The organism is Pseudomonas sp. BN417 (assembly GCF_029871205.1).
Lineage (GTDB): Bacteria > Pseudomonadota > Gammaproteobacteria > Pseudomonadales > Pseudomonadaceae > Metapseudomonas.
Window position 1 is genome coordinate 1 of the sequence record NZ_SSOJ01000121.1, and the last position, 25,034, is coordinate 25,034.

At 65.8% G+C, this 25,034-nt stretch carries 22 protein-coding genes; 7 read left to right on the top strand and 15 right to left on the bottom strand.

Annotated features, from left to right (window positions below; all coding sequences use genetic code 11):
- Positions 1-248: 248 nt before the first annotated feature.
- The 4 genes from E8F11_RS15110 to trxA form a co-directional block, all read right to left on the bottom strand.
- Positions 249-1,217 carry a CDP-6-deoxy-delta-3,4-glucoseen reductase gene (locus E8F11_RS15110; protein ID WP_280289641.1) on the bottom strand — a complete coding sequence of 323 codons (969 nt, stop codon included), beginning with the start codon at positions 1,215-1,217 and terminating at the stop codon, positions 249-251.
- On the bottom strand, positions 1,217-2,683 hold the full coding sequence (gene ubiD / locus E8F11_RS15115) for a 4-hydroxy-3-polyprenylbenzoate decarboxylase (RefSeq protein ID WP_280289642.1): 1,467 nt from the start codon (positions 2,681-2,683) through the stop codon (positions 1,217-1,219). The genes E8F11_RS15110 and ubiD overlap by 1 nt, the downstream gene beginning before the upstream one ends.
- A 130-nt stretch (positions 2,684-2,813) precedes the next feature.
- Positions 2,814-4,073 carry a transcription termination factor Rho gene (rho, locus tag E8F11_RS15120; RefSeq protein WP_280289643.1) on the bottom strand — a complete coding sequence of 420 codons (1,260 nt, stop codon included), beginning with the start codon at positions 4,071-4,073 and terminating at the stop codon, positions 2,814-2,816.
- Positions 4,074-4,329: 256 nt separating this feature from the next.
- Positions 4,330-4,656, bottom strand: a complete 327-nt coding sequence (gene trxA, locus E8F11_RS15125; RefSeq protein WP_003457525.1) for a thioredoxin TrxA — start codon at positions 4,654-4,656, stop codon at positions 4,330-4,332.
- 361 nt (positions 4,657-5,017) lie between these two features.
- Between trxA and ppx the strand changes: the two genes are divergently transcribed.
- Positions 5,018-6,520: an exopolyphosphatase gene (gene ppx / locus E8F11_RS15130; RefSeq protein ID WP_280289644.1), complete on the top strand. Its 1,503-nt coding sequence runs from the start codon at positions 5,018-5,020 to the stop codon at positions 6,518-6,520.
- A 106-nt stretch (positions 6,521-6,626) separates the two neighbouring features.
- Here ppx and ppk1 read toward each other — a convergent pair whose 3' ends face one another.
- Positions 6,627-8,879 carry a polyphosphate kinase 1 gene (gene ppk1 / locus E8F11_RS15135; RefSeq protein WP_280289646.1) on the bottom strand — a complete coding sequence of 751 codons (2,253 nt, stop codon included), beginning with the start codon at positions 8,877-8,879 and terminating at the stop codon, positions 6,627-6,629.
- Between the two features lie 20 nt (positions 8,880-8,899).
- The gene (gene hemB, locus E8F11_RS15140; protein ID WP_280289647.1) at positions 8,900-9,913 is read right to left on the bottom strand and encodes a porphobilinogen synthase; all 1,014 of its coding nucleotides are present in this window, start codon (positions 9,911-9,913) and stop codon (positions 8,900-8,902) included.
- Between the two features lie 234 nt (positions 9,914-10,147).
- Here hemB and E8F11_RS15145 point away from each other — a divergent pair, with 234 nt between their 5' ends.
- Positions 10,148-10,705 (top strand): DedA family protein, encoded by a 558-nt coding sequence (locus E8F11_RS15145; protein WP_280289648.1) that lies wholly within the window; start codon positions 10,148-10,150, stop codon positions 10,703-10,705.
- Here the strand turns inward: E8F11_RS15145 and E8F11_RS15150 are convergent, their stop codons facing one another.
- Positions 10,706-11,941 carry a sterol desaturase family protein gene (locus E8F11_RS15150; RefSeq protein ID WP_280289649.1) on the bottom strand — a complete coding sequence of 412 codons (1,236 nt, stop codon included), beginning with the start codon at positions 11,939-11,941 and terminating at the stop codon, positions 10,706-10,708.
- Between the two features lie 172 nt (positions 11,942-12,113).
- Here E8F11_RS15150 and E8F11_RS15155 point away from each other — a divergent pair, with 172 nt between their 5' ends.
- From E8F11_RS15155 to E8F11_RS15165, 3 genes are all read left to right on the top strand, one after another.
- On the top strand, positions 12,114-12,944 hold the full coding sequence (locus E8F11_RS15155; RefSeq protein ID WP_280289650.1) for a dienelactone hydrolase family protein: 831 nt from the start codon (positions 12,114-12,116) through the stop codon (positions 12,942-12,944).
- 13 nt (positions 12,945-12,957) lie between these two features.
- Positions 12,958-13,614: an isoprenoid biosynthesis glyoxalase ElbB gene (gene elbB / locus E8F11_RS15160; RefSeq protein WP_280289651.1), complete on the top strand. Its 657-nt coding sequence runs from the start codon at positions 12,958-12,960 to the stop codon at positions 13,612-13,614.
- A 133-nt stretch (positions 13,615-13,747) separates the two neighbouring features.
- On the top strand, positions 13,748-14,218 hold the full coding sequence (locus tag E8F11_RS15165; RefSeq protein WP_280289652.1) for a thioesterase family protein: 471 nt from the start codon (positions 13,748-13,750) through the stop codon (positions 14,216-14,218).
- A 208-nt stretch (positions 14,219-14,426) separates the two neighbouring features.
- Here E8F11_RS15165 and E8F11_RS15170 read toward each other — a convergent pair whose 3' ends face one another.
- The 5 genes from E8F11_RS15170 to E8F11_RS15190 all read right to left on the bottom strand — a co-directional run bounded on the left by E8F11_RS15170 (position 14,427) and on the right by E8F11_RS15190 (position 20,205).
- On the bottom strand, positions 14,427-14,879 hold the full coding sequence (locus tag E8F11_RS15170) for a YaiI/YqxD family protein (protein WP_280289653.1): 453 nt from the start codon (positions 14,877-14,879) through the stop codon (positions 14,427-14,429).
- 56 nt (positions 14,880-14,935) lie between these two features.
- Positions 14,936-16,825, bottom strand: coding sequence for an FTR1 family protein (locus tag E8F11_RS15175; protein WP_280289654.1), 1,890 nt, complete (start codon positions 16,823-16,825; stop codon positions 14,936-14,938).
- Positions 16,826-17,050: 225 nt separating this feature from the next.
- Positions 17,051-17,683 (bottom strand): homoserine/homoserine lactone efflux protein, encoded by a 633-nt coding sequence (gene rhtB / locus E8F11_RS15180; RefSeq protein ID WP_280289655.1) that lies wholly within the window; start codon positions 17,681-17,683, stop codon positions 17,051-17,053.
- Between the two features lie 72 nt (positions 17,684-17,755).
- Entirely contained in the window at positions 17,756-18,295 is a 540-nt protein-coding gene (locus tag E8F11_RS15185; RefSeq protein ID WP_280289656.1) for a mechanosensitive ion channel family protein, read from the bottom strand.
- On the bottom strand, positions 18,295-20,205 hold the full coding sequence (locus E8F11_RS15190) for an ATP-binding cassette domain-containing protein (RefSeq protein ID WP_280289657.1): 1,911 nt from the start codon (positions 20,203-20,205) through the stop codon (positions 18,295-18,297). The genes E8F11_RS15185 and E8F11_RS15190 overlap by 1 nt, the downstream gene beginning before the upstream one ends.
- Before the next feature lie 50 nt (positions 20,206-20,255).
- On the opposite strand from E8F11_RS15190, the gene E8F11_RS15195 reads away from it, so the two are divergent.
- Positions 20,256-20,720, top strand: coding sequence for a TIGR02444 family protein (locus E8F11_RS15195; protein ID WP_280289658.1), 465 nt, complete (start codon positions 20,256-20,258; stop codon positions 20,718-20,720).
- Here the strand turns inward: E8F11_RS15195 and E8F11_RS15200 are convergent.
- From E8F11_RS15200 to E8F11_RS15210, 3 genes are all read right to left on the bottom strand, one after another.
- The gene (locus E8F11_RS15200) at positions 20,717-21,934 is read right to left on the bottom strand and encodes an AlgP family protein (protein ID WP_280289662.1); all 1,218 of its coding nucleotides are present in this window, start codon (positions 21,932-21,934) and stop codon (positions 20,717-20,719) included. The genes E8F11_RS15195 and E8F11_RS15200 overlap by 4 nt on opposite strands.
- Before the next feature lie 255 nt (positions 21,935-22,189).
- On the bottom strand, positions 22,190-22,660 hold the full coding sequence (rsd, locus tag E8F11_RS15205; protein WP_280289659.1) for a sigma D regulator: 471 nt from the start codon (positions 22,658-22,660) through the stop codon (positions 22,190-22,192).
- 327 nt (positions 22,661-22,987) lie between these two features.
- Positions 22,988-23,479, bottom strand: coding sequence for a disulfide bond formation protein B (locus E8F11_RS15210; RefSeq protein WP_280289660.1), 492 nt, complete (start codon positions 23,477-23,479; stop codon positions 22,988-22,990).
- Positions 23,480-23,588: 109 nt separating this feature from the next.
- Between E8F11_RS15210 and E8F11_RS15215 the strand changes: the two genes are divergently transcribed.
- The gene (locus tag E8F11_RS15215) at positions 23,589-24,677 is read left to right on the top strand and encodes a PQQ-dependent sugar dehydrogenase (protein WP_280289661.1); all 1,089 of its coding nucleotides are present in this window, start codon (positions 23,589-23,591) and stop codon (positions 24,675-24,677) included.
- The last annotated feature ends 357 nt before the right edge of the window (positions 24,678-25,034 follow it).

Consider the following 25,034-nt stretch of genomic DNA (forward strand, 5'->3'; position numbering starts at 1 on the left):
CTTGGTTACTTCTTTGGCGTTTGAAAGAAGTGACTCGCCGGGAGGCGAAACAGGGACTCGCAGTCCGCTCGATAAGCAACTCGGCTCAGGACGTTCTAGCAACACTTAATGCAGACATAGCCAATTCATTCGCGATGCGGGCCAGCTACCTGCCACGCCACGCTTCCCTCACCCCCAACCCCTCTCCCAGAGGGAGAGGGGAGAAATGCAAAGGCCGCCCGAGGGCGGCCTTTTTGCATGCACAGCATTCAGGAGCGTGGCGCATACGCGAACACATCCGCGCGCATCTGGTGGGCATCCATCCCCGCCGCCACCAGGGCATCCAGGGTCGCGTAGACCATGGCCGGGGAACCGCTGGCGTAGACGCGCAATTGCTTGAGGTCCGGGAAGTCCTCGCAAACCGCCTCGTGCAGCATGCCGCAACGCCCCTGCCAACCACATTGGTCGCTGACCACCTTGTGCAGGGTGAGGTTCTCCAGGCGCTGCCAGTCTTCCCACTGTGCCAACTGATAGAAGTCATCCGGTTGGCGCACTCCCCAGTAGAGGTGCACCGGGTGCTTGAAGCCAGTGGCGCGGCAATGCTCGATCAGGCTGTGTATCTGGCCCATGCCGGTGCCCGCCGCAATCAGCACCAGCGGGCCGTCCGGCAACTCCGCCAGGTGGGTGTCGCCGAAGGGCATGCGCACCTTGGCCATGCGCGTGCGCTGCAGCTGTTCGATGAGCGCACGGGCGCTGGGTTCTCGACCGAGAATGTGCAGTTCGATGTCGCGCCCGGCACTGGGGGCGGAGGCCATGGAGAAGGCCGAGGCCTCGCCGTCGTCCCGCTCGATCAGCAGGTACTGCCCGGCGTGGTAGCGCGGCGGCTTGCCGGCGGGGGCGCGCAGGACCACGCGCCAGACATCGCCGCCCACCGGGGTGCACTCGGTGAGCTGGCAGCTGAGCGAACGCACCGGCAGCTCGCCCGGCGCCAGCACGCCATCCCAGTGCAGCACGCAGTCTTCCAGGGGTTCGGCCAGGCAGGTGAAGAGCTCGCCCTGGGTCAACTCGGCGCCGTTCTGGCGCACGCGACCCTCCACCAGCAGCGCCGCGCAGATATGGCAATTGCCGTTGCGGCAGCTCTGCGGGCACTCGTAGCCGAGCCGGCGCGCCGCATCCAGGATGCGCTCGTGGGGAGCCGTCTCCAATACCGCGCCTGAGGGTTGCAGGGTGACACGCATCAATCGATTCCCAGAGAGGACCAGAGCTCATCGACGCGGCGCTTGACCGCTTCGTCCTGAACGATCACCCGGCCCCATTCGCGATTGGTCTCGCCGGGCCACTTGTGGGTGGCGTCCAGGCCCATCTTGGAGCCGAGACCGGAGACGGGCGAAGCGAAGTCCAGGTAGTCGATCGGCGTGTTGTCGATCATCACCGTGTCGCGCTTGGGGTCCATGCGCGTGGTGATGGCCCAGATCACGTCGTTCCAGTCCCGCGCATTGACGTCGTCGTCAGTGACTATGACGAACTTGGTGTACATGAACTGTCGCAGGAACGACCACACACCCAGCATTACGCGCTTGGCGTGCCCCGGGTACTGCTTCTTCATGGTCACCACCGCCATGCGGTAGGAGCAGCCTTCCGGCGGCAGGTAGAAGTCGGTGATCTCGGGGAACTGCTTCTGCAGTATGGGCACGAAGACTTCGTTCAGCGCCACGCCGAGGATGGCCGGCTCATCCGGCGGCCGGCCGGTATAGGTGCTGTGGTAGATGGGCTTTTGCCGGCGGGTGATGCGCTCTACGGTGAACACCGGGAAGCTGTCCACTTCGTTGTAGTAGCCGGTGTGGTCGCCGTAGGGACCTTCGTCAGCCATCTCGCCGGGGTGGATCACGCCTTCGAGGACGATCTCGGCGCTGGCCGGCACTTGCAGGTCATTGCCGCGGCACTTCACCAGTTCAGTGCGGTTGTCCCGCAGCAGACCGGCGAAGGCATATTCGGAGAGGCTATCCGGCACCGGGGTGACGGCGCCGAGGATGGTCGCCGGGTCCGCGCCCAGGGCCACCGCCACCGGGAAGGGCTGGCCGGGATGCTTGCTGCACCACTCGCGATAGTCCAGCGCGCCGCCGCGGTGGCTGAGCCAGCGCATGATGACCTTGTTGCGGCCGATCACCTGCTGGCGGTAGATGCCGAGGTTCTGCCGCTCCTTGTTCGGGCCGCGGGTGACGGTCAGGCCCCAGGTGATCAGCGGGGCGACGTCGCCGGGCCAGCAGGTCTGCACCGGCAGCTTCGTCAGGTCGACGTCGTCGCCCTCCTCCACCACTTCCTGGCAAGGGCCATCCTTCAGCACCTTGGGCGCCATGGCGATGACCTTCTTGAAGATCGGCAGCTTGCTCCAGGCGTCCTTCAGCCCCTTGGGCGGTTCGGGCTCCTTGAGGAAGGCCAGCAGCTTGCCGATTTCACGCAGCTCGCCGACGTCCTCGGCGCCCATGCCCAGGGCCACGCGGCCGGGGGTGCCGAAGAGGTTGCCGAGCACAGGGATGTCGAAGCCGGTGGGCTTCTCGAAGAGCAGCGCCGGGCCCTGCTTGCGCAGGGTGCGGTCGCAGATTTCGGTCATTTCCAGCACGGGCGACACCGGAGTGGCGATGCGCTTGAGCTCGCCGCGCTGTTCCAGGCCGCTGATAAATTCGCGCAGATCGCGATACTGCATGCTTGAGCCCCTTGAGGCGTGCAGGTCGGGGCGCAAAGTTTAGCGCCGAACTGGGTTATTCAGAAGGACAAAGGACCGGTACAGAAATGCGAAGGCCGGGTTTCCCCGGCCCTTGCGGCACATCCAAGACTTACTTGCGTCTCATCGACAGGAAGAATTCGTCGTTGGTCTTGGTGTCTTTGAGCTTGTCGAGCAGGAACTCGATGGCGGCGATCTCGTCCATCGGGTGCAGCAGCTTGCGCAGGATCCACATGCGCTGCAGTTCGTCGTCGGCGGTCAGCAACTCTTCGCGGCGGGTGCCGGAACGGTTGATGTTGATGGCCGGGAACACGCGCTTCTCGGCGATGCGGCGATCCAGCGGCAGCTCCATGTTGCCGGTGCCCTTGAACTCTTCGTAGATGACTTCATCCATCTTCGAACCGGTTTCGACCAGCGCGGTGGCGAGGATGGTCAGCGAACCGCCTTCCTCGATGTTGCGCGCGGCGCCGAAGAAACGCTTGGGCTTCTCCAGGGCATGGGCGTCGACACCACCGGTGAGCACCTTGCCGGAGCTCGGGATCACGGTGTTGTAGGCACGCGCCAGACGGGTGATGGAGTCCAGCAGGATGACCACGTCCTTCTTGTGCTCGACCAGGCGCTTGGCCTTCTCGATCACCATCTCGGCAACCTGCACGTGGCGGGTCGGCGGTTCGTCGAAGGTGGAGGCGACCACTTCGCCGCGCACGGTGCGCTGCATCTCGGTCACTTCTTCCGGGCGCTCGTCGATCAGCAGGACGATCAGGTGGCACTCGGGGTTGTTACGGGTGATGTTGGCCGCGATGTTCTGCAGCATGATGGTCTTGCCCGCTTTCGGCGGGGCGACGATCAGGCCGCGCTGGCCCTTGCCGATCGGTGCGCAGAGATCGATCACGCGGCCGGTGAGATCCTCGGTGGAACCGTTGCCGGCTTCCATCTTCAGGCGCTCATTGGGGAACAGAGGCGTGAGGTTCTCGAACAGGATCTTGTTCTTGGCGTTCTCGGGGCGGTCGTAGTTGATGGAGTCGACCTTGAGCAACGCGAAGTAACGCTCGCCTTCCTTCGGCGGACGAATCTTGCCGACTATGGTGTCCCCGGTCCGCAGGTTGAAGCGGCGGATCTGGCTGGGCGAGACGTAGATGTCGTCCGGACCAGCCAGGTAGGACGAGTCGGCGGAGCGCAGGAAGCCGAAGCCGTCCTGGAGAATCTCCAGCACGCCGTCACCGGAGATCTCCTCGCCGCTCTTCGCGTGCTTTTTCAGCAGGGCGAAGATGATGTCCTGCTTGCGCGAGCGGGCCATGTTCTCCAGGCCCATGGCATCGGACATTTCCAGAAGTTCGCCAATCGGCTTTTGCTTGAGTTCGGTCAGATTCATAGGAATGAAGTAGATAGATATGGAGAAGGGAAAGCATCGAGCTTTGAAGACCGCGCCGCAGAGAAGGCGACAGGATCGCTGTGCTTATTCGAATTGGGGTGCGTCGGCGACGGCGTGGAGGGCTGCATAGACATGGCAGCGGATCGAATGTAACACCGGCGCAACGAGGTAGTCTAGTGCCGATCCATGAAAAAGCCCCGCGATTGGCGGGGCTTCTCCGGACGCTTCTGATGCGGGCGCTGCAGGCCGCGCGGAATCAGATGTTGGCGTCGAGGAAGGCCGCCAGCTGGGACTTCGACAGGGCGCCGACCTTGGTGGCTTCGACGTTGCCGTTCTTGAACAGCATCAGAGTCGGGATGCCACGCACGCCGTACTTCGGCGGGGTGTCCTGGTTCTCGTCGATGTTCAACTTGCAGACCTTCAGCTTGCCCTGGTAGTCCTTGGCGATCTCGTCGAGGACCGGGGCAATCATCTTGCACGGACCGCACCACTCGGCCCAATAGTCGACCAGCACCGCGCCGTCGGCCTTGAGCACGTCCTGCTCGAAGCTGGCATCGGTGACATTGGTGATGAATTCGCTCATGGAAGGATCTCCGTGGTTCGGAAGCAAAAAAGTGGAGCCATCATAGCCCGGCTTTCCCGGGACCGAAAGCGAAGGCTGATTGAGCTTCGCTATGGCATTACCGGGCAAAACTGATGGATGGATGCCGCCGCGTCAATCCACCAGCCGATCCGAGTAGCGCCTGAGCGGACCGCCGGCCCTGCCAGCGCGCGGTTGTCATATCCCACCTATAGTGTGCACAGCCAGCTATTCGCCAGAAAACCGCACACCCCACGTCCGTTCGTGGCCAACACCGAACCTGGTACGAATGTACCGCGATTCGCGTTGGCTCGACGGGGCAACCGTGGCAGGATTGCGCGGTTCAGCCTCGAGACCCGAAACCATGCCGCAAAAGCCTGCCGAAATCCCGTCCCTGATCGCCGCCATCGACCTCGGCTCGAACAGCTTCCACATGGTGGTGGCCAAAGCCGACCATGGCGAGATCCGTATCCTGGAACGGCTCGGCGACAAGGTGCAGCTGGCGGCGGGCCTGGACGAGGCACGCAACCTCAGTGAGGAGTCCATGCAGCGCGGCCTGGATTGCCTGCGCCGCTTCGCCCAGATGATTGCCGGCCTGCCCGAAGGCGCAGTGCGCATCGTCGGCACCAACGCCTTGCGTGAAGCCCACAACCGGGCCGAGTTCATCCACCGCGCCGAAGAAATCCTCGGCCACCCGGTGGAGGTAATCTCCGGCCGCGAGGAAGCGCGCCTGATCTACCTGGGTGTTTCCCACACCCTGCCGGACACCCCCGGCCGCCGCCTGGTGGCGGACATCGGCGGCGGCAGCACCGAGTTCATCATCGGCCAGCGCTTCGAGTCACAGCTGCGCGAGAGCCTGCAGATGGGCTGCGTCAGTTACACCCAGCGCTATTTCCGCGACGGCAAGATCACCCCGGCGCGCTACGCCCAGGCCTATACCGCGGCGCGCCTGGAACTGATGGGCATCGAATACAGCCTGCGCCGCCTCGGCTGGCAGGAAGCGGTGGGCGCCTCCGGCACCATTCGCGCCGTTGGCCTGGCGATCCAGGCCGCGGGTCTCGGCAACGGCGAGATCAACCCGGAAGGGCTGGCCTGGCTCAAGCGCAGGCTGTTCAAGCTGGGTGATGTCGACAAGCTGGACCTGGACGGCATCAAGCCGGATCGCCGGCCCATCTTCCCGGCGGGCCTGGCGATAGCCGAGGCCATCTTCGAAGCCCTCGATCTCAAGCGCATGACCCACTCCGAAGGCGCCCTGCGCGAAGGCGTGCTCTACGACCTGCTGGGCCGCCACCACCACGAGGACGTTCGCGAGCGCACTCTGAGCGCGTTGATGGAGCGTTGCCACGTGGATCTCGAGCAGGCCGCGCGAGTCGAGGCCAAGGCGCTGGAAGCCCTGGAACAGGTCGCCGACAGCTGGGGGCTGGAGGATGACCAGCACCGCGACCTGCTGCTCTGGGCCGCGCGCGTCCACGAGATCGGCATGGACATCGCCCACTACAGCTACCACAAGCACGGCGCCTACCTGGTCGAGCACTCGGACCTGGCCGGCTTTTCCCGCCAGGACCAGCTGATGCTGGCGCTGCTGGTCCGCGGCCATCGCCGCAACATCCCCAAGGACAGGTTCGCCGAGTTCGGCGAGGAAGGCGTGAAGCTCCTGCGCCTCTGCGTGCTGCTGCGCTTCGCCATCCTCTTCCACCACATCCGCGGCACCTCGGCCATGCCAGAGGTGAAGCTCAAGGCCTCCGGAAACAGCTTCGAGGTGCAGTTCCCGAAAGGCTGGCTGGAGGCCAATCCGCTGACCCAGGCGGACTTCGAGCAGGAAGCCGAGTGGCTCAATCGCATCGATGTGGCGCTGAAGGTGCGCTGATCGGCGGCCGGGAGGTGGAAAGAGAAGCGCTTTCCACCCCAAGTAGGCGGAGAATCCGCCACTGCATGAAAAACGGGGCCCGAAGGCCCCGTTTTCATTTCCGTGCTCAGCGCACGCTGATCGGCGGGTTGGTCAGCTTGTCCAGCAGAATCGCCTGGGCGTTGCGCGAGTTCTGATTGCCGCTCGGGCTGTTGCGCAGGTAGCGCCCGTCCGGTTGCAGCACCCAGCTCTGGGTGTTGTCGCTGATGTAGGCCTCCAGTTCCTTCTTCACCCGCGTCAGCAGCTTCTTGCCCTCTACCGGGAAGCAGGTCTCGACACGCATGTCCAGGTTGCGTTCCATCCAGTCGGCGCTGGAGAGGTACATCTTCTCGTCGCCGCCATTGAGGAAGTAGTAGATGCGGCTGTGCTCGAGGAAACGGCCGATGATCGAGCGCACCTGGATGTTGTGGGAAACGCCGGGGATGCCCGGACGCAGGCAGCACATGCCGCGCACTACCAGATCGATGCGCACGCCGCTCTGGCTGGCCTTGTAGAGCGCGCGGACGACCTTGGGATCGGTCAGCGCGTTGATCTTGACCATGATGTGCGCCGGCTTGCCTTCGCTGGCGTGCTGGGCTTCGCGGACAATCATGTCAAGCAGCGTCTTCTTCAGGGTGAAGGGCGCGTGCAGCAGCTTTTTCATGCGCAGGGTCTTGCCCATGCCGATCAGCTGGTTGAACAGCTTGTGCAGGTCCTCGCAGAGGGCGTCGTCGGCGGTCAGCATGCTGTAGTCGGTGTACAGCCGCGCATTGCCGGCGTGGTAGTTGCCGGTGCCGAGGTGGGCATAGCGACGCAGCTCGCCGTTCTCGCGGCGCAGGATCAGCATCATCTTGGCGTGGGTCTTGAAGCCGACCACACCGTAGATCACCACGGCACCAGCCTGCTGCAGGCGGCTCGCCAGCTGCAGGTTGGACTCCTCGTCGAAGCGCGCGCGCAGCTCGATCACCACGGTGACCTCCTTGCCGTTGCGCGCCGCCTCCACCAGGGAGTCGACGATTTCCGAGTTGGCGCCGGCTCGATACAGCGTCTGCTTGATCGCCAGGACGCTGGGGTCCTTGGCCGCCTGGCGCAGGAAGTCCACCACCGGGGTGAAGGACTCGAAGGGGTGCAGCAGCAGGATGTCCTGCTTGCCGACCACGCTGAACAGGTTCTCGACCTTCTGCAGCAGCTTGGGAATCAGCGGAGTGAAGGACGGGTGCTGTAGCTCCGGGTGGCTGTCCAGTCCCGTGATGCTGAACAGGCGGGTCAGGTTCACCGGGCCATTGACCTGGTACAGCTCGCTCTCGGCCAGGCCGAATTGCTTGAGCAGGTAGTCCGACAGCTGTTTCGGGCAGGTGTCGGCCACTTCCAGGCGCACTGCATCGCCATAGCGGCGCGAGAACAGCTCGCCGCGCAGGGCGCGGGCCAGGTCGTCGACGTCCTCGGTGTCCACCGAGAGGTCGGCGTTACGGGTCAGGCGGAACTGGTAGCAGCCCTTCACCTTCATGCCGGGGAACAGGTCGTCGGCATGGGCGTGGATCATCGAGGACAGGAAGACGAAGTTATCCCCCGGTCCGCCGATATCCTCGGGCACGCGGATCACCCGCGGCAGCAGGCGCGGCGCAGGAATGATCGCCAGACCGGAATCGCGGCCGAAGGCATCCACGCCTTCCAGCTCGACGATGAAGTTCAGGCTCTTGTTCACCAGCAGCGGGAAGGGGTGCGTCGGGTCCAGGCCGATGGGGGTGATGATCGGCGCAATCTCGTCGCGGAAATAGCGGCGCACCCAACTCTTGAGCTTGGTGGTCCAGTAACGGCGGCGGATGAAGTTGACCTGGTGCTTGGCCAGCTCCGGCAACAGGATGTCGTTGAGGATGCTGTACTGGCGGGTCACCTGCTCGTGCACCAGCTCGCTGATGCGCGCCATCGCCTGGTGCGGCAGCAGGCCGTCGGCGCCGGCCTTTTCGCGGGCGAAGGTGATCTGCTTCTTCAGGCCGGCGACGCGGATCTCGAAGAACTCGTCCAGGTTGCTGGAGAAGATCAGGAGGAACTTCAGACGTTCGAGCAAGGGATAGGACTCATCCAGCGCCTGTTCCAGCACGCGGATGTTGAACTGCAGCTGGGACAGTTCACGGTGGATATACAGGCTGCTGTCATCCAGGCTCGGCACCACCAGCGGTGCCGGGGCAGGCGCCGGGGCCGGGGCCGGCACAGGCGCCGCGTCGGCGACGGGCGCCTCGGGTGCCTCGGGGGCCTCGGGGGCCGGAGGGGCCACCGGGATCTCGGTGGCCTCCTTCAGGGGTTCGAGCAATGCGCTGGGATTGAGTCCTTCGGTGTTCATCTGCAGTTCCTGGGGGGAGATCAGGCTCCCGTCTTGAGCATTTCTGCGGCGCGTACGGCGAAATAGGTGAGGATGCCATCGGCGCCGGCACGTTTGAAGGCCACCAGGGATTCGAGGATGACCGCCTCGCTCAGCCAGCCGTTCTGGATGGCTGCCATGTGCATGGCGTACTCGCCACTGACCTGATAGACAAAGGTCGGCACGCGGAATTCATCCTTCACCCGACGAACGATGTCGAGGTAGGGCATGCCCGGCTTGACCATCACCATGTCGGCGCCTTCGGCGAGGTCGGCGGCGACTTCGTGCAGGGCTTCGTCGGTGTTGGCCGGGTCCATCTGATAGCTGGCCTTGTTGCCCTTGCCGAGGTTGGCAGCCGAGCCGACGGCGTCACGGAAGGGGCCGTAGTAGGCGCTGGCGTACTTGGCCGAGTAGGCCATGATGCGCACATTGGTGAAGTCGGCCAGTTCCAGGGCTTCGCGGATGGCCTGGATGCGCCCGTCCATCATGTCCGAGGGGGCCACCACCTGGGCGCCGGCCTCGGCATGGGACAGCGCCTGCTTGACCAGCGCGTCGACGGTCACGTCGTTCTGCACGTAGCCGCTCTCGTCGAGGATGCCGTCCTGGCCATGGGTGGTGAAGGGGTCCAGGGCCACGTCGCTGATCACGCCGAGTTCGGGGAAACGGTCGCGCAGGGCGCGGATGGCGCGCTGGGCGATGCCGTCCGGGTTCCAGGCCTCGGCGCCGTCGAGGGACTTTTTCTCCAGGGGCGTTACCGGGAACAGCGCCAGCGCCGGGATACCCAGGGCCACCCAGGCTTCGGCTTCCTTGAGCAGCAGGTCGATCGACAGGCGCTCGACGCCGGGCATCGAGGGCACGGCTTCGCGGCGGTTCTCGCCGTCCAGCACGAACACCGGAAGGATCAGGTCGTCGACGGTCAGGACGTTCTCGCGCACCAGGCGGCGGGAGAAATCGTCACGACGGTTGCGGCGCAGGCGGGTGGCGGGGAACAGGCGATTGGCGGGGGTAAAGCTCACAGCAGACTCCAGGGCCCGGAATGGACGCAGTGTGACAAATATAAGGGCCGATTATGAACGAATGGTAACAATCCGCGACAGCGACCCAGAGTCGCGTCGACCGGCGTACCGCTCATCCTTCGGCGCCTTGGGCATTGTCCGAGGTCAACTCCAGCGTGATCGGCGGCGCCCGGAGCTTTTCCCGGGGCGTCATCCCGGTTAGGCTGCGCGTTCATTTCGCTGCGCACCGCAACCATGCTGCAACAATTTCTCCAGGATTTCGGCTACTTCGCCCTCTTCCTCGGCACCTTCTTCGAGGGCGAGACGATCCTGGTCCTGGCCGGCTTCCTCGCCTTCCGCGGCTACATGGACATCAACTATGTGGTGGCCACCGCCTTCTTCGGCAGCTATGCCGGCGACCAGCTCTGGTACTACCTTGGCCGCCACAAGGGGCGGCAGATCCTCGCCCGCAAGCCGCGCTGGCAGGCCATGGGCGACCGCGCGCTGGCCCACATCCGCCGCCATCCGGATATCTGGGTGCTGAGCTTCCGCTTCGTCTACGGCCTGCGCACGGTGATGCCGGTGGCCATCGGCCTGTCCGGCTACCCGCCACTACGCTACCTGATCCTCAACGGCATAGGCGCCCTGATCTGGGCCCTGGCCCTCGGCTTCGCCGCCTTCCACTTCGGCGCCGTGCTCGAAGGCATGCTGGGCAACCTCAAGCGCTACGAGCTGATGGTCCTCGGCGGCCTGCTGGCCATCGGCGGCCTCCTCTGGCTGCGGCGCCGCCTGCGCAGCAACGGCAGGCGCTGATCAGAGCGCCAGCGCCTCCTCGCGACGCGGCAGGCCGAAAAGCGCGGCCAGGCTGACCAGGCTGTAGAGCGCCAGCAGCCACCAACCCGAGCTCCCCATCGGCAACAACCCCAGCGCCGCGGCCGCCCAGAGCGCCGGCCAGTTCGCCAGCAGCCGCGCCAGCTCCAGGGCGCGCGCCCAGGGCCGGTTCTCCAGCCAGGCACCCAGCGCATAGAGTCCGAAGACCATCCAGCCCAAGGCCAGCCAGAGCCCGGCCAGCGAAACTTCGCCGCCAATCCCCAGCAGCCAAGTGCCGGCGACGACGTAGAGCCCGAACTGCAGCCCGGCGTACCACTTCTGCCCCAGGCCCAGCGGCACCTCGAACTTGACGAAGCGGGCGAGGTCCGGCTTGGCCAGGGGATAACGCTCGGCCACATCCGCCGGGCGCCAGCCGGTGCGCATGAACCAGATGCGCAGCCTGTCCCACCAGGAATCGGCCCGCGCCGCGTCGCGCCACAGCTGCACATAGAACTGCAGGTTGGCCCAGAGCGGGTTCCAGCTGGCCAGCGGCGTGGTCACGCCGAAGATCACCGGCTCGTCGTCCAGCTCCTCCTGGAAAGTGCCGAACAGGCGGTCCCAGAGAATGAACACGCCGCCGTAGTTGCGATCCATGTAGACCGGATTCTGCGCGTGGTGGACGCGGTGGTTGGAGGGGGTGATGAAGACCCATTCGAACCAGCCCAGCTTGGGCACATGGCGGGTATGCACCCAGAACTGGTAGAGCAGGTTCAGCGCCCCCACGGTGAGGAACACCAGCGGCGGCACCCCGGCGACGGCCATCGGCAGGTAGAAGATCCAGCCAATGAGAAAGCCGGTACTGGTCTGCCGCAGGGCGGTGGAGAGGTTGTACTCCTCGCTCTGGTGATGCACCGAATGGGCAGCCCAGAGCAGGTTGCGCTCGTGGCCCAGGCGGTGGTTCCAGTAGTAGCAGAAGTCATAGAAGACAAAGGCCAGCAGCCAGACCCAGGGGCTCTCCGGCGACAGCTCGAAGAGCGCCAGGTGCTGCCAGGCGAAGCCGTAAGTGAGGAGCCCCACCACCTTGGTCAGCAAGCCGCTGGTGGTGGACAGCACCCCGGCACTCAGGCTGTTCAGGCTATCGGCGGTGCGGTAGCTGCTCATCCCGCGCCAGCGATCGGCCAGCAGCTCGATGCCGATCAGGAGAAAGAATAAAGGCACTGCGTAGAGCACGTAATTCATGGGGCGGCCTTGTCGTTATGCTTGTCCGGTTTCCCGCAGGTTTCGATGAAGGATGGCGCGGCGCTCGCGGCCTGATTCCCCGGCCTGCTAGGATTGCCCGGTAGATGCTACTCCTGGAGCCAGCCCGGCCCCTCGGCATGGCGTGCCAACCCAAGCGGCATATGACGACAGCATGCGCAGACTCCTGAAACCCGCCCTGATCGCCCTGCTCCTCCTGGCCTGTACGGCCCTGCTCGGTCTCTATCCCTATCGCGCCGCCCTGTTGCCGCAGAGCGCCGACCTGAACGCGGCGGAGCAGCGCCTGGCGCGACACCTCAGCCTCTTCACCCCGGACGGCTCCGGTCCTTTCCCCACAGTGCTGGTGTTCCACGGCTGCAATGGCCAGAACCCCGGCCTGGTGCGCAACGTCAAGAACTGGCTGCTGCCGGCCGGCTACGCGGTGCTCTTCGTCGACAGCCATGCCGCCCGCGGCATCCGCGACTGGCGCCCGGTGTGCGACGGCAAGCGCCTATGGGGCAACGAGCGCGCCTTCGACGTCTACGCGGCCCTGGCCCTGGCGCGGAAGAACCCCGCCATCGACAGCCGCCGGCTGGCCCTGCTGGGCTATTCCCACGGCGGCTGGACCATACTCGACGCCCTTTCCTATGACGGCAGTGCCGGCCACGGCTTCCCCGCCACCGGCAAGGGTGTGCTCGCCGGCGTGCGCGGCGTGATCACTTTCTACCCCTATTGCGGCTTCCCCGCTCACCTGCGCGACGGCCTGGTCCACGATGCCCCGGTGCTGATGTTCCTCGGCGGCAAGGACCACATCACCGACCACCAGCAGTGCCTCTCCGCCCTCGGCAGCCTCGCCGGCGAGCGCCTGGAACTGGTGCAGTACGGCAACGCCGACCACGTCTTCGACCAGCGCAGCGACCTGAATACCTACCAACCCGGCCTGGCCCAGGATGCCCAGCGACGCGCCCTGGCGTTCCTTCGCGAAAACCTCGGACCGGCCCAATGACCTGGAGATGTCCATGACCAAGAAAGTTGCCGTGATCCTGTCCGGCTGTGGCGTTTACGACGGCGCGGAGATCCACGAGAGCGTGATCGCCCTGCTGCGCCTGGACCAGCGCGGCGCCAAGGTCCAGTGCTTCGCCCCGAACATCGCGCAGCACCATGTGATCGACCACACCACCGGCGAAGAGATGCCGGAAAGCCGCAACGTGCTGGTGGAGTCGGCGCGCATCGCCCGCGGTGAGATCAAGGACGTGCGCGAACTGGACGCCGCCGACTTCGATGCCCTGATTGTCCCGGGCGGCTTCGGCGCGGCCAAGAACCTCTCCGACTTCGCCATCAGCGGCGCCGCCTGCACCGTGCAAGCCGAAGTACTGGCCGCCGCCCGCGGTTTCGCCGAAGCCGGCAAGCCGGTGGGCCTGATCTGCATCGCCCCGGCCCTGGCGGCGAAGATCTACGGTGAAGGCGTGACCTGCACCATCGGCGACGACGCCGGCACCGCCGCGGCCCTGGCCGAGATGGGCGCCCAGCACGTCGACTGCGTGGTCAGCGAGATAGTCGAGGACGAGAAGCGCAAACTGGTGACCACTCCGGCCTACATGCTGGCGCAATCCATCAGCCAAGCGGCCTCCGGCATCTACAAGCTGGTGGACCGGGTGCTGGAACTGACCCACTGACGGGTTCGGGCGGGTAGCGCCGGCTGCCCGCCCCGTGCCGATCCGGCCAATCCACCCGCCTCTCCCGCCGCCCCTCTGGCATCCCGGCCGTTTCTGCTTCAGCGTCGCAGCCTATACGCCTCCAGGAGCCGCCATGAGCCAGACCGACTTCGTCCTTACCCCCGAACTGCAGCAGGCCGTCGCCGGCTTCTTCGAACGCATCCCCTTCAACCGCGTGCTCGGCATCCAGCTCGGCGAGATGAATACCGAGAAGGTGGTGATGCACCTGCCGATGAAAGACGAACTGATCGGCAACTTCGTCCAGGGCATCCTCCACGGCGGGGTGATTTCCAGCCTGCTCGACGTGGTCGGCGGTGCCATGGCGCTGATCGGCGCCTTCGAGCGGCACCAGCACTTATCCACAACCGAGCGCATGGCGCGGCTGTCCAAGCTAGGCACCATCGACCTGCGTATCGACTACCTGCGTCCCGGCCGTGGCAAGCACTTCACCGCCACCGCCGTGCTGCTGCGCTCCGGCAACAAGGTGGCCGTGGTGCGCTCGGAACTGCACGCCGACGACGGCACGCTGGTGGCGGTGGGTACGGGCACCTATCTGTGCGGCTGAATCAAGCGTTGCATCCGTGGCAACGAATTCATTCGCGAAGGCCCTTCGAGCCCCGCGCAATGCCGGATCGGTAGGGTGCGCTGCGCGCACCAGGCGGAGCCGAGGCTTGCACCGGACCCAGTTCCTACCACCGCTGTTGGTGCGCATGGCGCACCCTACGAGCCAGGGGATGGCGCGTGTCTATCCCCCCCAGCGCAATGCGCCTGAGTCAGGTGCGGCGCAGGCGGGTCAGCAACCTGTCCAGCGCATTGGCAAAGTCCTGCCGCTCCTTCTCGCCATAGGCGGCCTGTCCCCCGCCCATCTGCCCCTGGTCACGCAGGTCGGTGAGCAGGTTGCGCACGGCCAGGCGCTCGCCCATGTTGCGCTCGTCGAACTCGCGGCCGCGCGGATCCAGGGCCGCCACGCCCTTCTTGACCAGGCGATCGGCCAGCGGCACATCGCTGCAGATCACCAGTTCGCCGGGCGCGGCGTTCTCCACCAGATAGTCATCGGCCGCGTCCGGACCACTGGGTACCACGATCAGACGCACGCACGCGAAAGCCGGCTTGACCTGGCTCTGCCCGGCCACCAGCACCACCTCGAACTTGCGCTTCAAGGCGAACTTGATCACCTGGTCCTTGGCCGCCCGGGGGCAGGCATCGGCATCGATCCAGACGCGCATCGCAACACCTTACGCAAAGAAGAAGGGCGGGAAGTATCGCACTCCCCGCCCCCGGTTCAAGCCTGGGCCAGGCTGCGTTCGCGCAGCCAGCTGCGGCCGTAGAGCAGGGCGATGGCGAGCAGCGCCAGGCCCTGGGCGGACAGGCTGTAGGCGTCCGGGTGGATGCCCAGCCAGTCGAACTCGAAGAAGGGCACCGGGCGAGTGCCCAGTACGCCGGCTTCCTGCAATGCGGCCACGCCATGGCCGGCGAACACCACCGATAGGGCGCAGAGCAGGGCGGCGTTGGCGCTGAAGAAAATTCCCAGCGGCAGCTTGGCCGAGCCGCGCAGGATGATCCACGCCAGCCCCACCAGCAGCACCAGGGCGGTGGCCGCGCCGGCGATGACCATGCCGTGGCCGGCCGGTCCCGCCTGCAGCCAGAGGGTTTCGTAGAAGAGGATGACCTCGAACAGCTCGCGGTACACCGAGAAGAAGGCCAGGGTGGCGAAGCCCAGGCGGCCGCTGCTGCCGAGCAGGTGATCCTTGATATAGCTCTGCCAGGCGGCGGCGTGGCGGCGGTCGTGCATCCACACGCCGAGCCAGAGCACCATGACGCAGGCGAACAGCGCCGTGCAGCCTTCCATCAGTTCGCGCTGGGCGCCGCCGACGTCGATCAGGTAGGCCGCCACCGCCCAGGTGGCGAAGCCGGCGACTATGGCCAGGCCCCAGCCGATGTGCACGCTGCGCACCGCGTGTTCCTGTCCGGTCTTGCGCAGGAAGGCGAGGATCGCCGCCAGCACCAGGATCGCTTCCAGGCCTTCACGCAGCAGAATCAGCAGGCTGGAGACGAAGCTCAGCGAGCCGCTCAGGCCATCGGCACCGAGCAGCTCGGCGGATTTGTCCAGATCCACCTTGGCCTGCTCCAGCAGTTGCGCCGCCTTGGCCACCGGCTGGCGGTCCTGCAGGGCCTGCCGATAGGCCATCAATGCGCGCTCGGTAGTTTTGCGCTGCACGGCATCGAGGTTGTCGAGCGAGCTTTCCACCAGCTCGAAACCTTCCAGGTAGGCCGCCACCGAGAGATCGTAGGCCTGGTCCGCATCGCCATCGCGGTAGGCCGTGAAGCTCTGCTCCAGGGTGGCACGGGTGTGGCCGATCAGCTCCTTGGGTCCGCGCTGCTGCAGCGGCGGCTGGGCACGCTGGGCGCGGAACAGCGCCTGAGTCGCGGCGCCCTGGCTGGCGCCAATCTCTTCAGGGGTGCGTCCGGCCAACTCGCCCAGCGGCATGGCCTCGCCCTTCACCGATGGGTCGGCGCTGAAGCCGGCGATATAGCTGGCCAGGTCCCAGCGCTGGCGGTCGTCGAGCTGGTCGGCGAATGCCGGCATGTCAGTGCCTTCGACGCCCAGTCCGAGGGTGTTGTAGAGATCGTAGAGACTGAGCCGGTCCATCCGCGCCTGGTCGCGCAGGTTGGCGGGGGGCGGCTCGAGCCCCATGCCTGCCGGGCCGTCGCCGGCACCGGCGTCGCCGTGGCAGACGCTGCAATGCTGGACATAGAGCGGCGCGCCGCGGGCCGGATCGGGGGTGATGGCCGGTGCCTGGCTGACTTCATAGGCCGCCGCCAGCTGGGCGGCCAGCTGGCGTGCCTGGCGTGCCACGTCGGTGCCGTTCTGGCGCGACTCGATGGACTGGCGCAGGCTGGTGACGCCCTGCTCCAGATCCTGCTGGCCGTTGCGGGCCGGCAAGGCGACGATCAGGCCTTGCAGCACGCCGAGGAATTCGATCTGTTCGCGGTATTCGCTGGCATCGATGACCTTGCCATCGACCACGGTGGCCGGGTAGTCGGCCCCTATGTAGCTGAGCAGGTGCAGAGCCTGGGCGGCCCCTTCGGCCTGGTCGGCCATCAGGCTGAAGCTGCAGAGCGCCATCAACGGCATCAGCAGCCAGCCGAGCAATCTCGGAATGGAGAACATGAGTCAATCTCAAATGAGAATGGGGAGTGGAATTGTTACCTTCCTAACGATCCAGCTCAACCCCAAACATGCGAAATCCTTGCGAAGCCTGGTCCTAGAATTCGGCTGCAGGCCACACGCCATCGGGCTTTGACAAATATCAGCAAGGACCGCAAGGAGACCGGAGGAAAGGCTTTCCGACGGAAAGGAACCCGGCGAGCGGACGCTCGCCGGAACGCAGCCGCCTCAGGCGGCCGCGCGTCGCACCGTGGCCAGCAGCGCCGCGGCGCCGACGAACAGGGCGGCAAAGCTGCGGTTCATCACCCGCTGCTGGCGCGGCGTGCGCAGCAGGCGCAGGACGCGGGCGGCAAGGCCGGTGTAGCCGGCCATGACGATGAGGTCGACGCAGATCATGGTCACGCCCATCACCAGGTACTGCTCCACCAGCGGCGCGTGGGGGTCGATGAACTGCGGCAGCACGGCAAGCATGAAGACGATCGCCTTGGGATTGCTGAAGTTCACCAGGAAGCCGCGCAGCACCAGGGTCAGGGGGCGGCCGATGGGACGCTCGGCGGAACCGTTCGCGAGGTCACTGGGCAGCGCCTTCCACTGCTTGACCGCCAGATAGACCAGGTAGGCCACGCCGAACCACTTGATCAGGCTGAAGGCCAGGGCCGACGCGGCGAGGATGGCGCCGACGCCGGCGGCGACGATGGCGATCTGCAGCGCCAGGCCCAGCTGCAGGCCGAGGGCGTTCCAGTAGCCACGCCAGAAGCCGTATTGCAGGCCGGAAGACATGGAAGCAATGGCACCGGCACCCGGCGACAGGCTGATCACCCAGCAGGCGACCAGAAAAGCGAGCCAAGTCTGAAGCGCCATGGCAGATACCTCGAAAACGAAAAGGGGCAGGCCGCTCAGCCTACCCCTTGGGAAAACACCTGCACAGTCCCTTCAGCGCCAGCGGCGCACAGCCTTCTGGAAGAACAGGCTGTTGGGCACCTGCACGACCGCCCCCTGGTTGCCTTCACTGAGGTCCTCCAGGGTGGTGTAGAACAGGTTGATCGCGATCACCCTGCCCTTCACCCCCAGCTTGTCTGCGCTTTCCACAACTTCCACCTGGTCGCCCATGCGAAACGGCCCAAGGGAGAAGATCAACACCGCGCAGAACATGTTGGAGAGCACGCTCCAGATGGCGAAGAAAGCCACCGCCGCCACCGCGGTGAAGCCGGTCAGCGCGGCCCAGAGCACCTCGGCAGAAACGCCGAAGCGCTCCAGCACCAGCATGAAGGCACTGCCGAGGATCATCCAGCGCAGCAGGCCACGCAGTGGCAGCAACAATTCCTGGGGCAGTTGCGGGTAGTGCTGGCCGAGGCGGGTGATGCCACGGGTGACGATACGCTGCACCAGCCAGGCCAACAGCACGATCAACAGCACCTGGGCAGCGCGGATCAACGGCTCGCTCCAGGTGGTCAAGAGTTGCAGGTCGTCCATCAATCCGCGGCCTCCAGTTGCCGCTGCAGCTCCTCCAGGCTTTCCAGGGCCAGGAGCCAGGCCTCTTCCAGTTCGGCCTCGCGGGCCTTCAGGCGCGCCTGTTCGGCCAGCAGATCACGCAGTTCATCCTTGCGCGCCGCCTCGTAGAGGGCGGAATCGCCCAGGCGGGTTTCGACCTTGCCCAATTGCTCATGCAGTTTGCCCAGGTCCTTTTCCAGCTTCTCGGCTTCGCGCTTGTGCGGGGCCAGTTGCTGGCGCAGCGCGGCGGCGGCCTGGCGCTGGGCGCGCTTGTCGGTCTTGTCCGGGCTCACCGGCGCACTTGCCACCGGTGCCTGACGCGCGCGGAAATCCACCAGCCAGCGGGCGTAGTCGTCGAGATCGCCATCGAAGGCCTGCACGCGACCGTCGGCCACCAGCAGGAATTCGTCGGTGGTGCTCTTGAGCAGGTGCCGATCGTGGGACACCACCACCACCGCGCCGGAAAAATCCTGCAGCGCCATGGTCAGCGCCAGGCGCATTTCCAGGTCGAGGTGGTTGGTCGGTTCGTCGAGCAGCAACAGGTTGGGCTTCTGCCAGGCGATCAGGGCCAGGGCCAGGCGCGCCTTCTCGCCACCGGAGAAGTTCAGCACCGGCTCGTCGCAGCGATCGCCCCGGAAGTCGAAGCCGCCGAGGAAGTCGCGCAGGGTTTGCTCGCGTTCGCTCGGCGCCAGCCGTTGCAGGTGCAGCAGGGGGCTGGCCTTGGCGTCGAGGGAGTCGAGTTGGTGCTGGGCGAAGTAGCCGATGGCGAGGTTCTCACCGCAGCCCAGTTCGCCGGCGAGCAGCCCCAGGTCACCGGACAGGGTCTTGATCAGGGTCGACTTGCCGGCGCCGTTGGGGCCCAGCAGGCCGATGCGTGCACCGGGCACCAGTTGCAGCTTGACCTTCTCCAGGACGGTCTTGTCACCGTAACCCAAGCGCGCCTCGGAGAGATTGAGCAGCGGGCTGGAGATCTTGTCCGACTCGCGAAAGCTGAAGTCGAAGGGCGAATCGATATGCGCCGGCGCCAGCTCCTCGAGGCGCTCCAGGGCCTTGATCCGGCTCTGCGCCTGGCGGGCCTTGGTGGCCTGCGCCTTGAAACGGGCAATGAATTTTTCCATGTGCGCGCGTTGCGCCTGCTGCTTCTCGTAGGCCTGCTGCTGCTGCGCCAGGCGTTCGGCGCGGGTGCGCTCGAAGGCCGAGTAGCCGCCGCGGTAGAGCGTCAGCTTGCGTTGCTCCAGGTGCACCACGTTATCGACCACCGCATCGAGGAAGTCGCGGTCGTGGGAAATCAGCAGCAAGGTGCCGGGGTAGCCCTTGAGCCACTCCTCCAGCCAGAGGATCGCGTCGAGGTCGAGGTGGTTGGTCGGTTCGTCGAGCAGCAGCAGTTCGGACGGGCACATCAGCGCCTGGGCCAGGTTCAGGCGCATCCGCCAACCACCGGAGAAGTCGCCGACGCGGCGATCCATCTGCTCGCTGGTGAAGCCGAGACCGGCCAACAGCTTGCGGGCGCGGGCGTCGGCCGTGTAGCCGTCGGCGCTGTCCAGCTCGCTGTGCAGGCGGGCGATGGCGGTGCCGTCGTGGCTCGCTTCGGCGGCGGCCAGGTCGCGCTGTACCTGGCGCAGATGCTGGTCGCCATCGAGCACGTAGTCCACGGCCAGGCGCTCCAGGTTGTCCACTTCCTGGCGCATATGGGCGATGCGCCAGTCGGCGGGCAGCTGGCAGTCACCGGCATCCGGCCCCAGCTCGCCACGCAGCAGGGCGAACAGGCTGGACTTGCCGGCACCGTTGGCGCCGATGAGGCCGGCCCTCTGGCCGGCGTGCAGGGTCAGTTCAGCGCCTTCTAGCAGGCGCTGCGGACCACGCTGTAGAGTGAGATTTTGCAGTCGGATCATGATGGCGGCGGAGTTTATCAGCTTCGCCGCCCCACCGCCCGGGGAGCGCCATGCCTTCAGACCTGTGGACCTTTGCCCTACGCCTTTATGCCCAGCCCGGCGCGGAGCAGGCCTGCCTGCGCCTGCAAGCGGGCGGCGCCGACGTCTGCCTGCTGCTCTGCGCCTGCTGGCTGGGTCGGCGCGGCACAGCCTTCGCGACCACGCGGGCGGACACCCTGAAAGAACTGTGCGAGCCCTGGCAGGAACAGGTGGTAAGGCCCCTGCGCTCGCTGCGACAGGCCTGGCGCGCACAGGCGCAAGCCGACCCGGCCCTGGCCGGGCTGAGGGAGCGGATCAAGGCAATCGAATTGGACGCCGAGCATGAGCTGCTGGCGCGGCTTGAGCAGGTAGCCGCCGGCTGGGCCGGAGACGAAACGGAGCAGTTACAGGACTGGCTGCAGGGCTGTGCCCCGAGTCTGGAGGGGCTGGACCGCGACGCGCTGGATCTGCTGCGCGCCGCGGCCCTGGCGCCTTAGCTCGACGGCGAGGTCGGTGCGGCGCCGTTGCTGCTGGCCGGAGCCACGCTGGCGACCGGAGCGGCGGCGGGTACAGCCGGAGCGGCCGGTGCAGCACCGGTAGCCGACTTGACGGCCGCAGCCAGGTTCACCGGAGCACCGGCCGGCTTGGCTGCAGCGGGCTTGGCCGGAGTAGCGGCTGGCTTGGCTACGGAGGGCTTGGCCGGAGCGGCCTTCTTCACGGCAGGCTTGGCCGGGGCTTTCTTCACCGCGGGCTTGGCAGCCGGTTTTGCAGCGGGCTTGGCGGCGGCAGTCGCTGCCGGTTTCGCCGCAGGTTTGGCTGCCGGCTTGGCGGCTGCAGCCGGCTTCGCAGCACTGGCAGCGGGCTTGGCCGCGGCCTTGGCAGCAGGTTTCGCAGCGGGCTTGGCTGCAGCTCTAGCAGCGGGCTTGGCGGCCGGTTTCGCTGCTACGGGTTTGGCAGCTGGCTTGGCTGCAGCGGTCCTGGCTGCTGGCTTCGCAGCCGGTTTAGCAGCAGGTTTGGCGGCGGCCTTGGCAACCGGCTTCGCAGCAGGTTTGGCTGCGGCTTTTGCGGCAGGCTTGGCGGCCGGTTTCGCTACTACGGGTTTGGCAGCTGGCTTGGCTGCAGCGGTCCTGGCTGCTGGCTTCGCAGCCGGTTTAGCAGCAGGTTTGGCGGCAGCTCTAGCGGCGGGCCTGGCAGCAGCGACCTTGGCGGCCGGTTTGGCAGCTGGCTTGGCTGCAGCTTTAGCAGCGGGTTTGGCTGCTGGCTTGGCGGCAGGTTTCGCCGCGGGCTTGGCAGCGGCGGCCGGTTTGGCGGCGCGGGCGGTCAAGGCCTTGCTGGCGGCTTCACGCACTTTGCCGACGCCCTGGGCGAGCTTCAGGCTCTCCTGGGCGTCACGCTTGAGCTGCGCGATATAGGCTCGGGTTTCGGTCTGGCGATTCTTCAGGGTGTCCAGCAGCGACTCGAGTTCGCCGATGCTGTCCTTGGCCTTGGCTTGCGCCTTGGCTTTGCCGGCCTTGGCCGCATCCTGCAGCTTGACGCGTGCAGCGTGGAGTTTGTCCTGGGTCTTGCCACGCTGTTTCTCCAGCTTGGCCAGCAGTTTTTCTGCGTCGACCGCTGCTTGCGTGCAGGCGTTTTCAAGGTGTTCGATGAGGCTGTTGGAAAGCTGTTGCAGCAGATGCAGCGGGGTGCTTACGGGCTTCTTCTTGGCCGACATGGTATGCCTCCTGGCGGGCGTCATTTGGCCCATACTAGTCGCCTGTTTCGCGAGTCGCCAGAGGCCGCGCCATTCAGCCCGCCAAGGCCTTGCGACTATTTGCCCGAAGCCCATTGCGCAATGCGCTCCTACCTCGAAAAAAACGAGGCCGGGAACAGACTTCGCACCAACCGCTGCACGGCGCCGCAAAGGCTCTGGAATCGGGGATGCGGCCACATCGCGCATCCCGGAATCCGGCGCCGGGCAGGAACTCCATCAGGCCGGTTGCGAAGCCTCACCCTGATGGGCGTTGTGCAGCACTTCGATCAGGCAGTCTTCCAGCTCGAAGCGTTCGTGAAGCAGCTGACCAAGATTCGTCAGTTCGCTGGTCAGGCAGATATCACGGCAGTCGCCGTTGTCGCAGCGGTCGTTGAAGGCCAGTGCAACTTCGGTGATGGCTTCGATGCGAGGATAGATTTGCTTGGCGAGGTCGAGGCCGCGTTGGTCGCCAAACGCTTTCGCCTCGTTGAGCAATTGCTCGTAGACCTCGAAGTGCCCTGCGGACACGTAGTCCAGCAGGACCTCACAAAACCTTTGCAGCCCTTCTGCGTTGGCACTGGGGGCCTGGGGCTTCTCGTTCAGCGAACTGTAGACCCGGATCAGCTCTTGGCGTTCCTGCAGCCAGCGGTCGATCAACTGGTGCACGCCACCCCAACGTTCCTGAGCGTTCTGGCAACTTTCGAGCATGGTGACGACCTCACTTCCCTAATTCGGTAATGCCGTTTATACGTCTGCTCCGAGACGGTTTTTTGTCGACCGGTGCAAGATCTTGGGAAGGCGCCGCAAAAACGGCAATATTCCGGCGGCGCGTGCGGGCCAGAGTATGCCCGCCGGGGCAGTGCCATCAAGGCGCTGGCAGGAAAAAATTCATACGAGCGTTTAATCGATAGGCCGCGGCCGGTCTGGCCGTAGGTCTGGGGAGTGCGCGACCCATTGGCGCAACGGGAAAAGTCCCGGAGAGGACCGGGACCCGGCGTCCGAGGAGCGCATGGAGGCCCCATGCGCCCCGCGCGCTCAAGCGCGGCGCAGCAGCTGATAGAGCGCGAAGAGGATGCAGCCGGCGAAGGCCAGCAGGCTCCATTCGGGGATGCTCATGCCGAACAGGGTCCAGGTCACTTCCGCGCAATCGGCAGTGCCGTGGAGCATGAGCTTGACGATGTCCTGGAAGGGCAAGGCTTCCATCATGTAGTCGAGGCTCGGCAGGCAGGCCGGCAGCTGGTCGGCGGGCACGCTCTGCAACCACACCTGGCGGCCGGCGGTGGCGGCGCCGCCCGCGGCGAACAACAGCGCCAGCGCAGCGTAGACGCGGCGGCCGACACGTTCCGGGCCGTGCAGAGCGGCGATCAGGCAGACGATGCCGAACGCGATGACGAAGACGCGCTGGACGATGCACAGGGGGCAGGGCTCGAGGCCGAGGGCATGCTCGAGATACAGCGCACCACCCATGATTGTGACGCAGGCGAGGAATGCGAGCAGGAAGAGCGAACGCGGGCTGGCCAGGGACATGGCGGCTCCGATGGGTTATCAGGAAGGGCGTTACGGTAGTGGAAAGGACCCCGAGCTTTCAAGGCGGCCGTCTAGGATGGAAGGGGTTGCCTATCTGGAGAAGAACGCCATGCGCCGGCTGCTTGTGCTTTTCCTCTGCATGTTGCCCTGGCTGGCCAACGCCGCCCTGCCACTGGATCGCATCAAACTGCCCGAGGGCTTCCGCATCAGCCTGGTGAGCGACCAAGTGCCCAATGCCCGGGAGATGACCTGGGGCGAGCGCGGCACACTGTTCGTCGGCAGCAATGCAGCCGGCAAGGTCTACGCCCTGGACACCGCCAGCGGAAAGGTCCGCACCATCGCCCGCGACCTGCAGCTTCCCGTGGGTGTCGCCTACAAGGATGGTGATCTTTTCATCTCGGCAGTCAGCCGAATCCTGCGCCTGCGCGACATAGAGTCGCAACTGGATTCGCCACCCAAACCCGAGGTGGTCTACGCCGACTTTCCGCGAAAGACCCACCACGGCTGGAAGTTCATCGCCTTCGGTCCCGACGGCAAGCTTTACGTACCGGTAGGCGCGCCGTGCAACCTCTGTGACGAGGACCCTGACCTTTACGCCGCCATCCACCGCATGAACCCCGACGGCAGCGGCCTTGAGCTGGTGGCGCGGGGCGTGCGCAACACCGTGGGCTTCGATTGGCACCCGCGGACCGGCGAGCTCTGGTTCAGCGACAACGGCCGCGATCTGATGGGCGACGATGTGCCGGACTGCGAGCTGAATCGCCTGACGAAACCCGGCGAGCATTTCGGCTTTCCCTACTGCCATGCCGGCGACGTGACGGACCCGAAATTCTCCCAACGCCCCTGCAGCGAATTCGTGGCCCCGGTGGCCAAGCTTGGCCCCCATGTGGCGCCGCTGGGCCTGCGCTTCTACACCGGCAGCCAGTTTCCCGCGGATTACCGCAACAACCTGTTCATCGCCGAGCACGGCTCCTGGGACCGCAGCGAGAAGATCGGCTACCGCATCAAGCGCGTCGAACTCAACGAGGACGGCAGCCTGAAGCGCCAGAGCGTGTTCGCCGAGGGCTGGCTCGAGGACGGCGATGTCTGGGGTCGGCCAGCGGACGTGCTGGTGACGCCGGACGGCGCATTGCTGGTGAGCGATGACTACGCCGGCGCCATCTACCGCATCGACTACGTGGGGCGTCAAGCGGAGTGAGTCGCGAGCTGCGATGCCCGGCCGACTGGCCAGGAGGGACAGCTGCGCTGTCCTTGGCGAATGAATTGGCTATGTCTGCGTTAGCTGTTGCAGAACCGAATAGAGGCGTCTAGCACGGACCTTTCAGACCGACGCACCTGCCTGACACATCCCTCTCCCCTGGCCCCCGCCCTGCGCCCCAGCCTGATCGCTTCGCGCTCAGTCGCTCATCGGCACCGGAAGCGGTGCTTCCGACAGCGTGCCTCTTCGCCCCGGAGAGCGAGGGGTGACTCGCGCCGGACAGGGCGCGGCAAGCCTGACGCCTGGTCATTGCCTGAACCTGTGCAGAAGAGGTGGGGCGGCGACTCTGCCCCGTCA

What these genes read in the sequence shown, in the direction of transcription:
- E8F11_RS15110 (WP_280289641.1), bottom strand. Translation starts at nt 1,217, where the DNA reads ATGCGTGTCACCCTGCAACCCTCAGGCGCGGTATTGGAGACGGCTCCC.
- ubiD (WP_280289642.1), bottom strand. Translation starts at nt 2,683, where the DNA reads ATGCAGTATCGCGATCTGCGCGAATTTATCAGCGGCCTGGAACAGCGC.
- rho (WP_280289643.1), bottom strand. Translation starts at nt 4,073, where the DNA reads ATGAATCTGACCGAACTCAAGCAAAAGCCGATTGGCGAACTTCTGGAA.
- trxA (WP_003457525.1), bottom strand. Translation starts at nt 4,656, where the DNA reads ATGAGCGAATTCATCACCAATGTCACCGATGCCAGCTTCGAGCAGGAC.
- ppx (WP_280289644.1), top strand. Translation starts at nt 5,018, where the DNA reads ATGCCGCAAAAGCCTGCCGAAATCCCGTCCCTGATCGCCGCCATCGAC.
- ppk1 (WP_280289646.1), bottom strand. Translation starts at nt 8,879, where the DNA reads ATGAACACCGAAGGACTCAATCCCAGCGCATTGCTCGAACCCCTGAAG.
- E8F11_RS15145 (WP_280289648.1), top strand. Translation starts at nt 10,148, where the DNA reads ATGCTGCAACAATTTCTCCAGGATTTCGGCTACTTCGCCCTCTTCCTC.
- E8F11_RS15150 (WP_280289649.1), bottom strand. Translation starts at nt 11,941, where the DNA reads ATGAATTACGTGCTCTACGCAGTGCCTTTATTCTTTCTCCTGATCGGC.
- E8F11_RS15155 (WP_280289650.1), top strand. Translation starts at nt 12,114, where the DNA reads ATGCGCAGACTCCTGAAACCCGCCCTGATCGCCCTGCTCCTCCTGGCC.
- elbB (WP_280289651.1), top strand. Translation starts at nt 12,958, where the DNA reads ATGACCAAGAAAGTTGCCGTGATCCTGTCCGGCTGTGGCGTTTACGAC.
- E8F11_RS15165 (WP_280289652.1), top strand. Translation starts at nt 13,748, where the DNA reads ATGAGCCAGACCGACTTCGTCCTTACCCCCGAACTGCAGCAGGCCGTC.
- E8F11_RS15170 (WP_280289653.1), bottom strand. Translation starts at nt 14,879, where the DNA reads ATGCGCGTCTGGATCGATGCCGATGCCTGCCCCCGGGCGGCCAAGGAC.
- E8F11_RS15175 (WP_280289654.1), bottom strand. Translation starts at nt 16,825, where the DNA reads ATGTTCTCCATTCCGAGATTGCTCGGCTGGCTGCTGATGCCGTTGATG.
- rhtB (WP_280289655.1), bottom strand. Translation starts at nt 17,683, where the DNA reads ATGGCGCTTCAGACTTGGCTCGCTTTTCTGGTCGCCTGCTGGGTGATC.
- E8F11_RS15185 (WP_280289656.1), bottom strand. Translation starts at nt 18,295, where the DNA reads ATGGACGACCTGCAACTCTTGACCACCTGGAGCGAGCCGTTGATCCGC.
- E8F11_RS15190 (WP_280289657.1), bottom strand. Translation starts at nt 20,205, where the DNA reads ATGATCCGACTGCAAAATCTCACTCTACAGCGTGGTCCGCAGCGCCTG.
- E8F11_RS15195 (WP_280289658.1), top strand. Translation starts at nt 20,256, where the DNA reads ATGCCTTCAGACCTGTGGACCTTTGCCCTACGCCTTTATGCCCAGCCC.
- E8F11_RS15200 (WP_280289662.1), bottom strand. Translation starts at nt 21,934, where the DNA reads ATGTCGGCCAAGAAGAAGCCCGTAAGCACCCCGCTGCATCTGCTGCAA.
- rsd (WP_280289659.1), bottom strand. Translation starts at nt 22,660, where the DNA reads ATGCTCGAAAGTTGCCAGAACGCTCAGGAACGTTGGGGTGGCGTGCAC.
- E8F11_RS15210 (WP_280289660.1), bottom strand. Translation starts at nt 23,479, where the DNA reads ATGTCCCTGGCCAGCCCGCGTTCGCTCTTCCTGCTCGCATTCCTCGCC.
- E8F11_RS15215 (WP_280289661.1), top strand. Translation starts at nt 23,589, where the DNA reads ATGCGCCGGCTGCTTGTGCTTTTCCTCTGCATGTTGCCCTGGCTGGCC.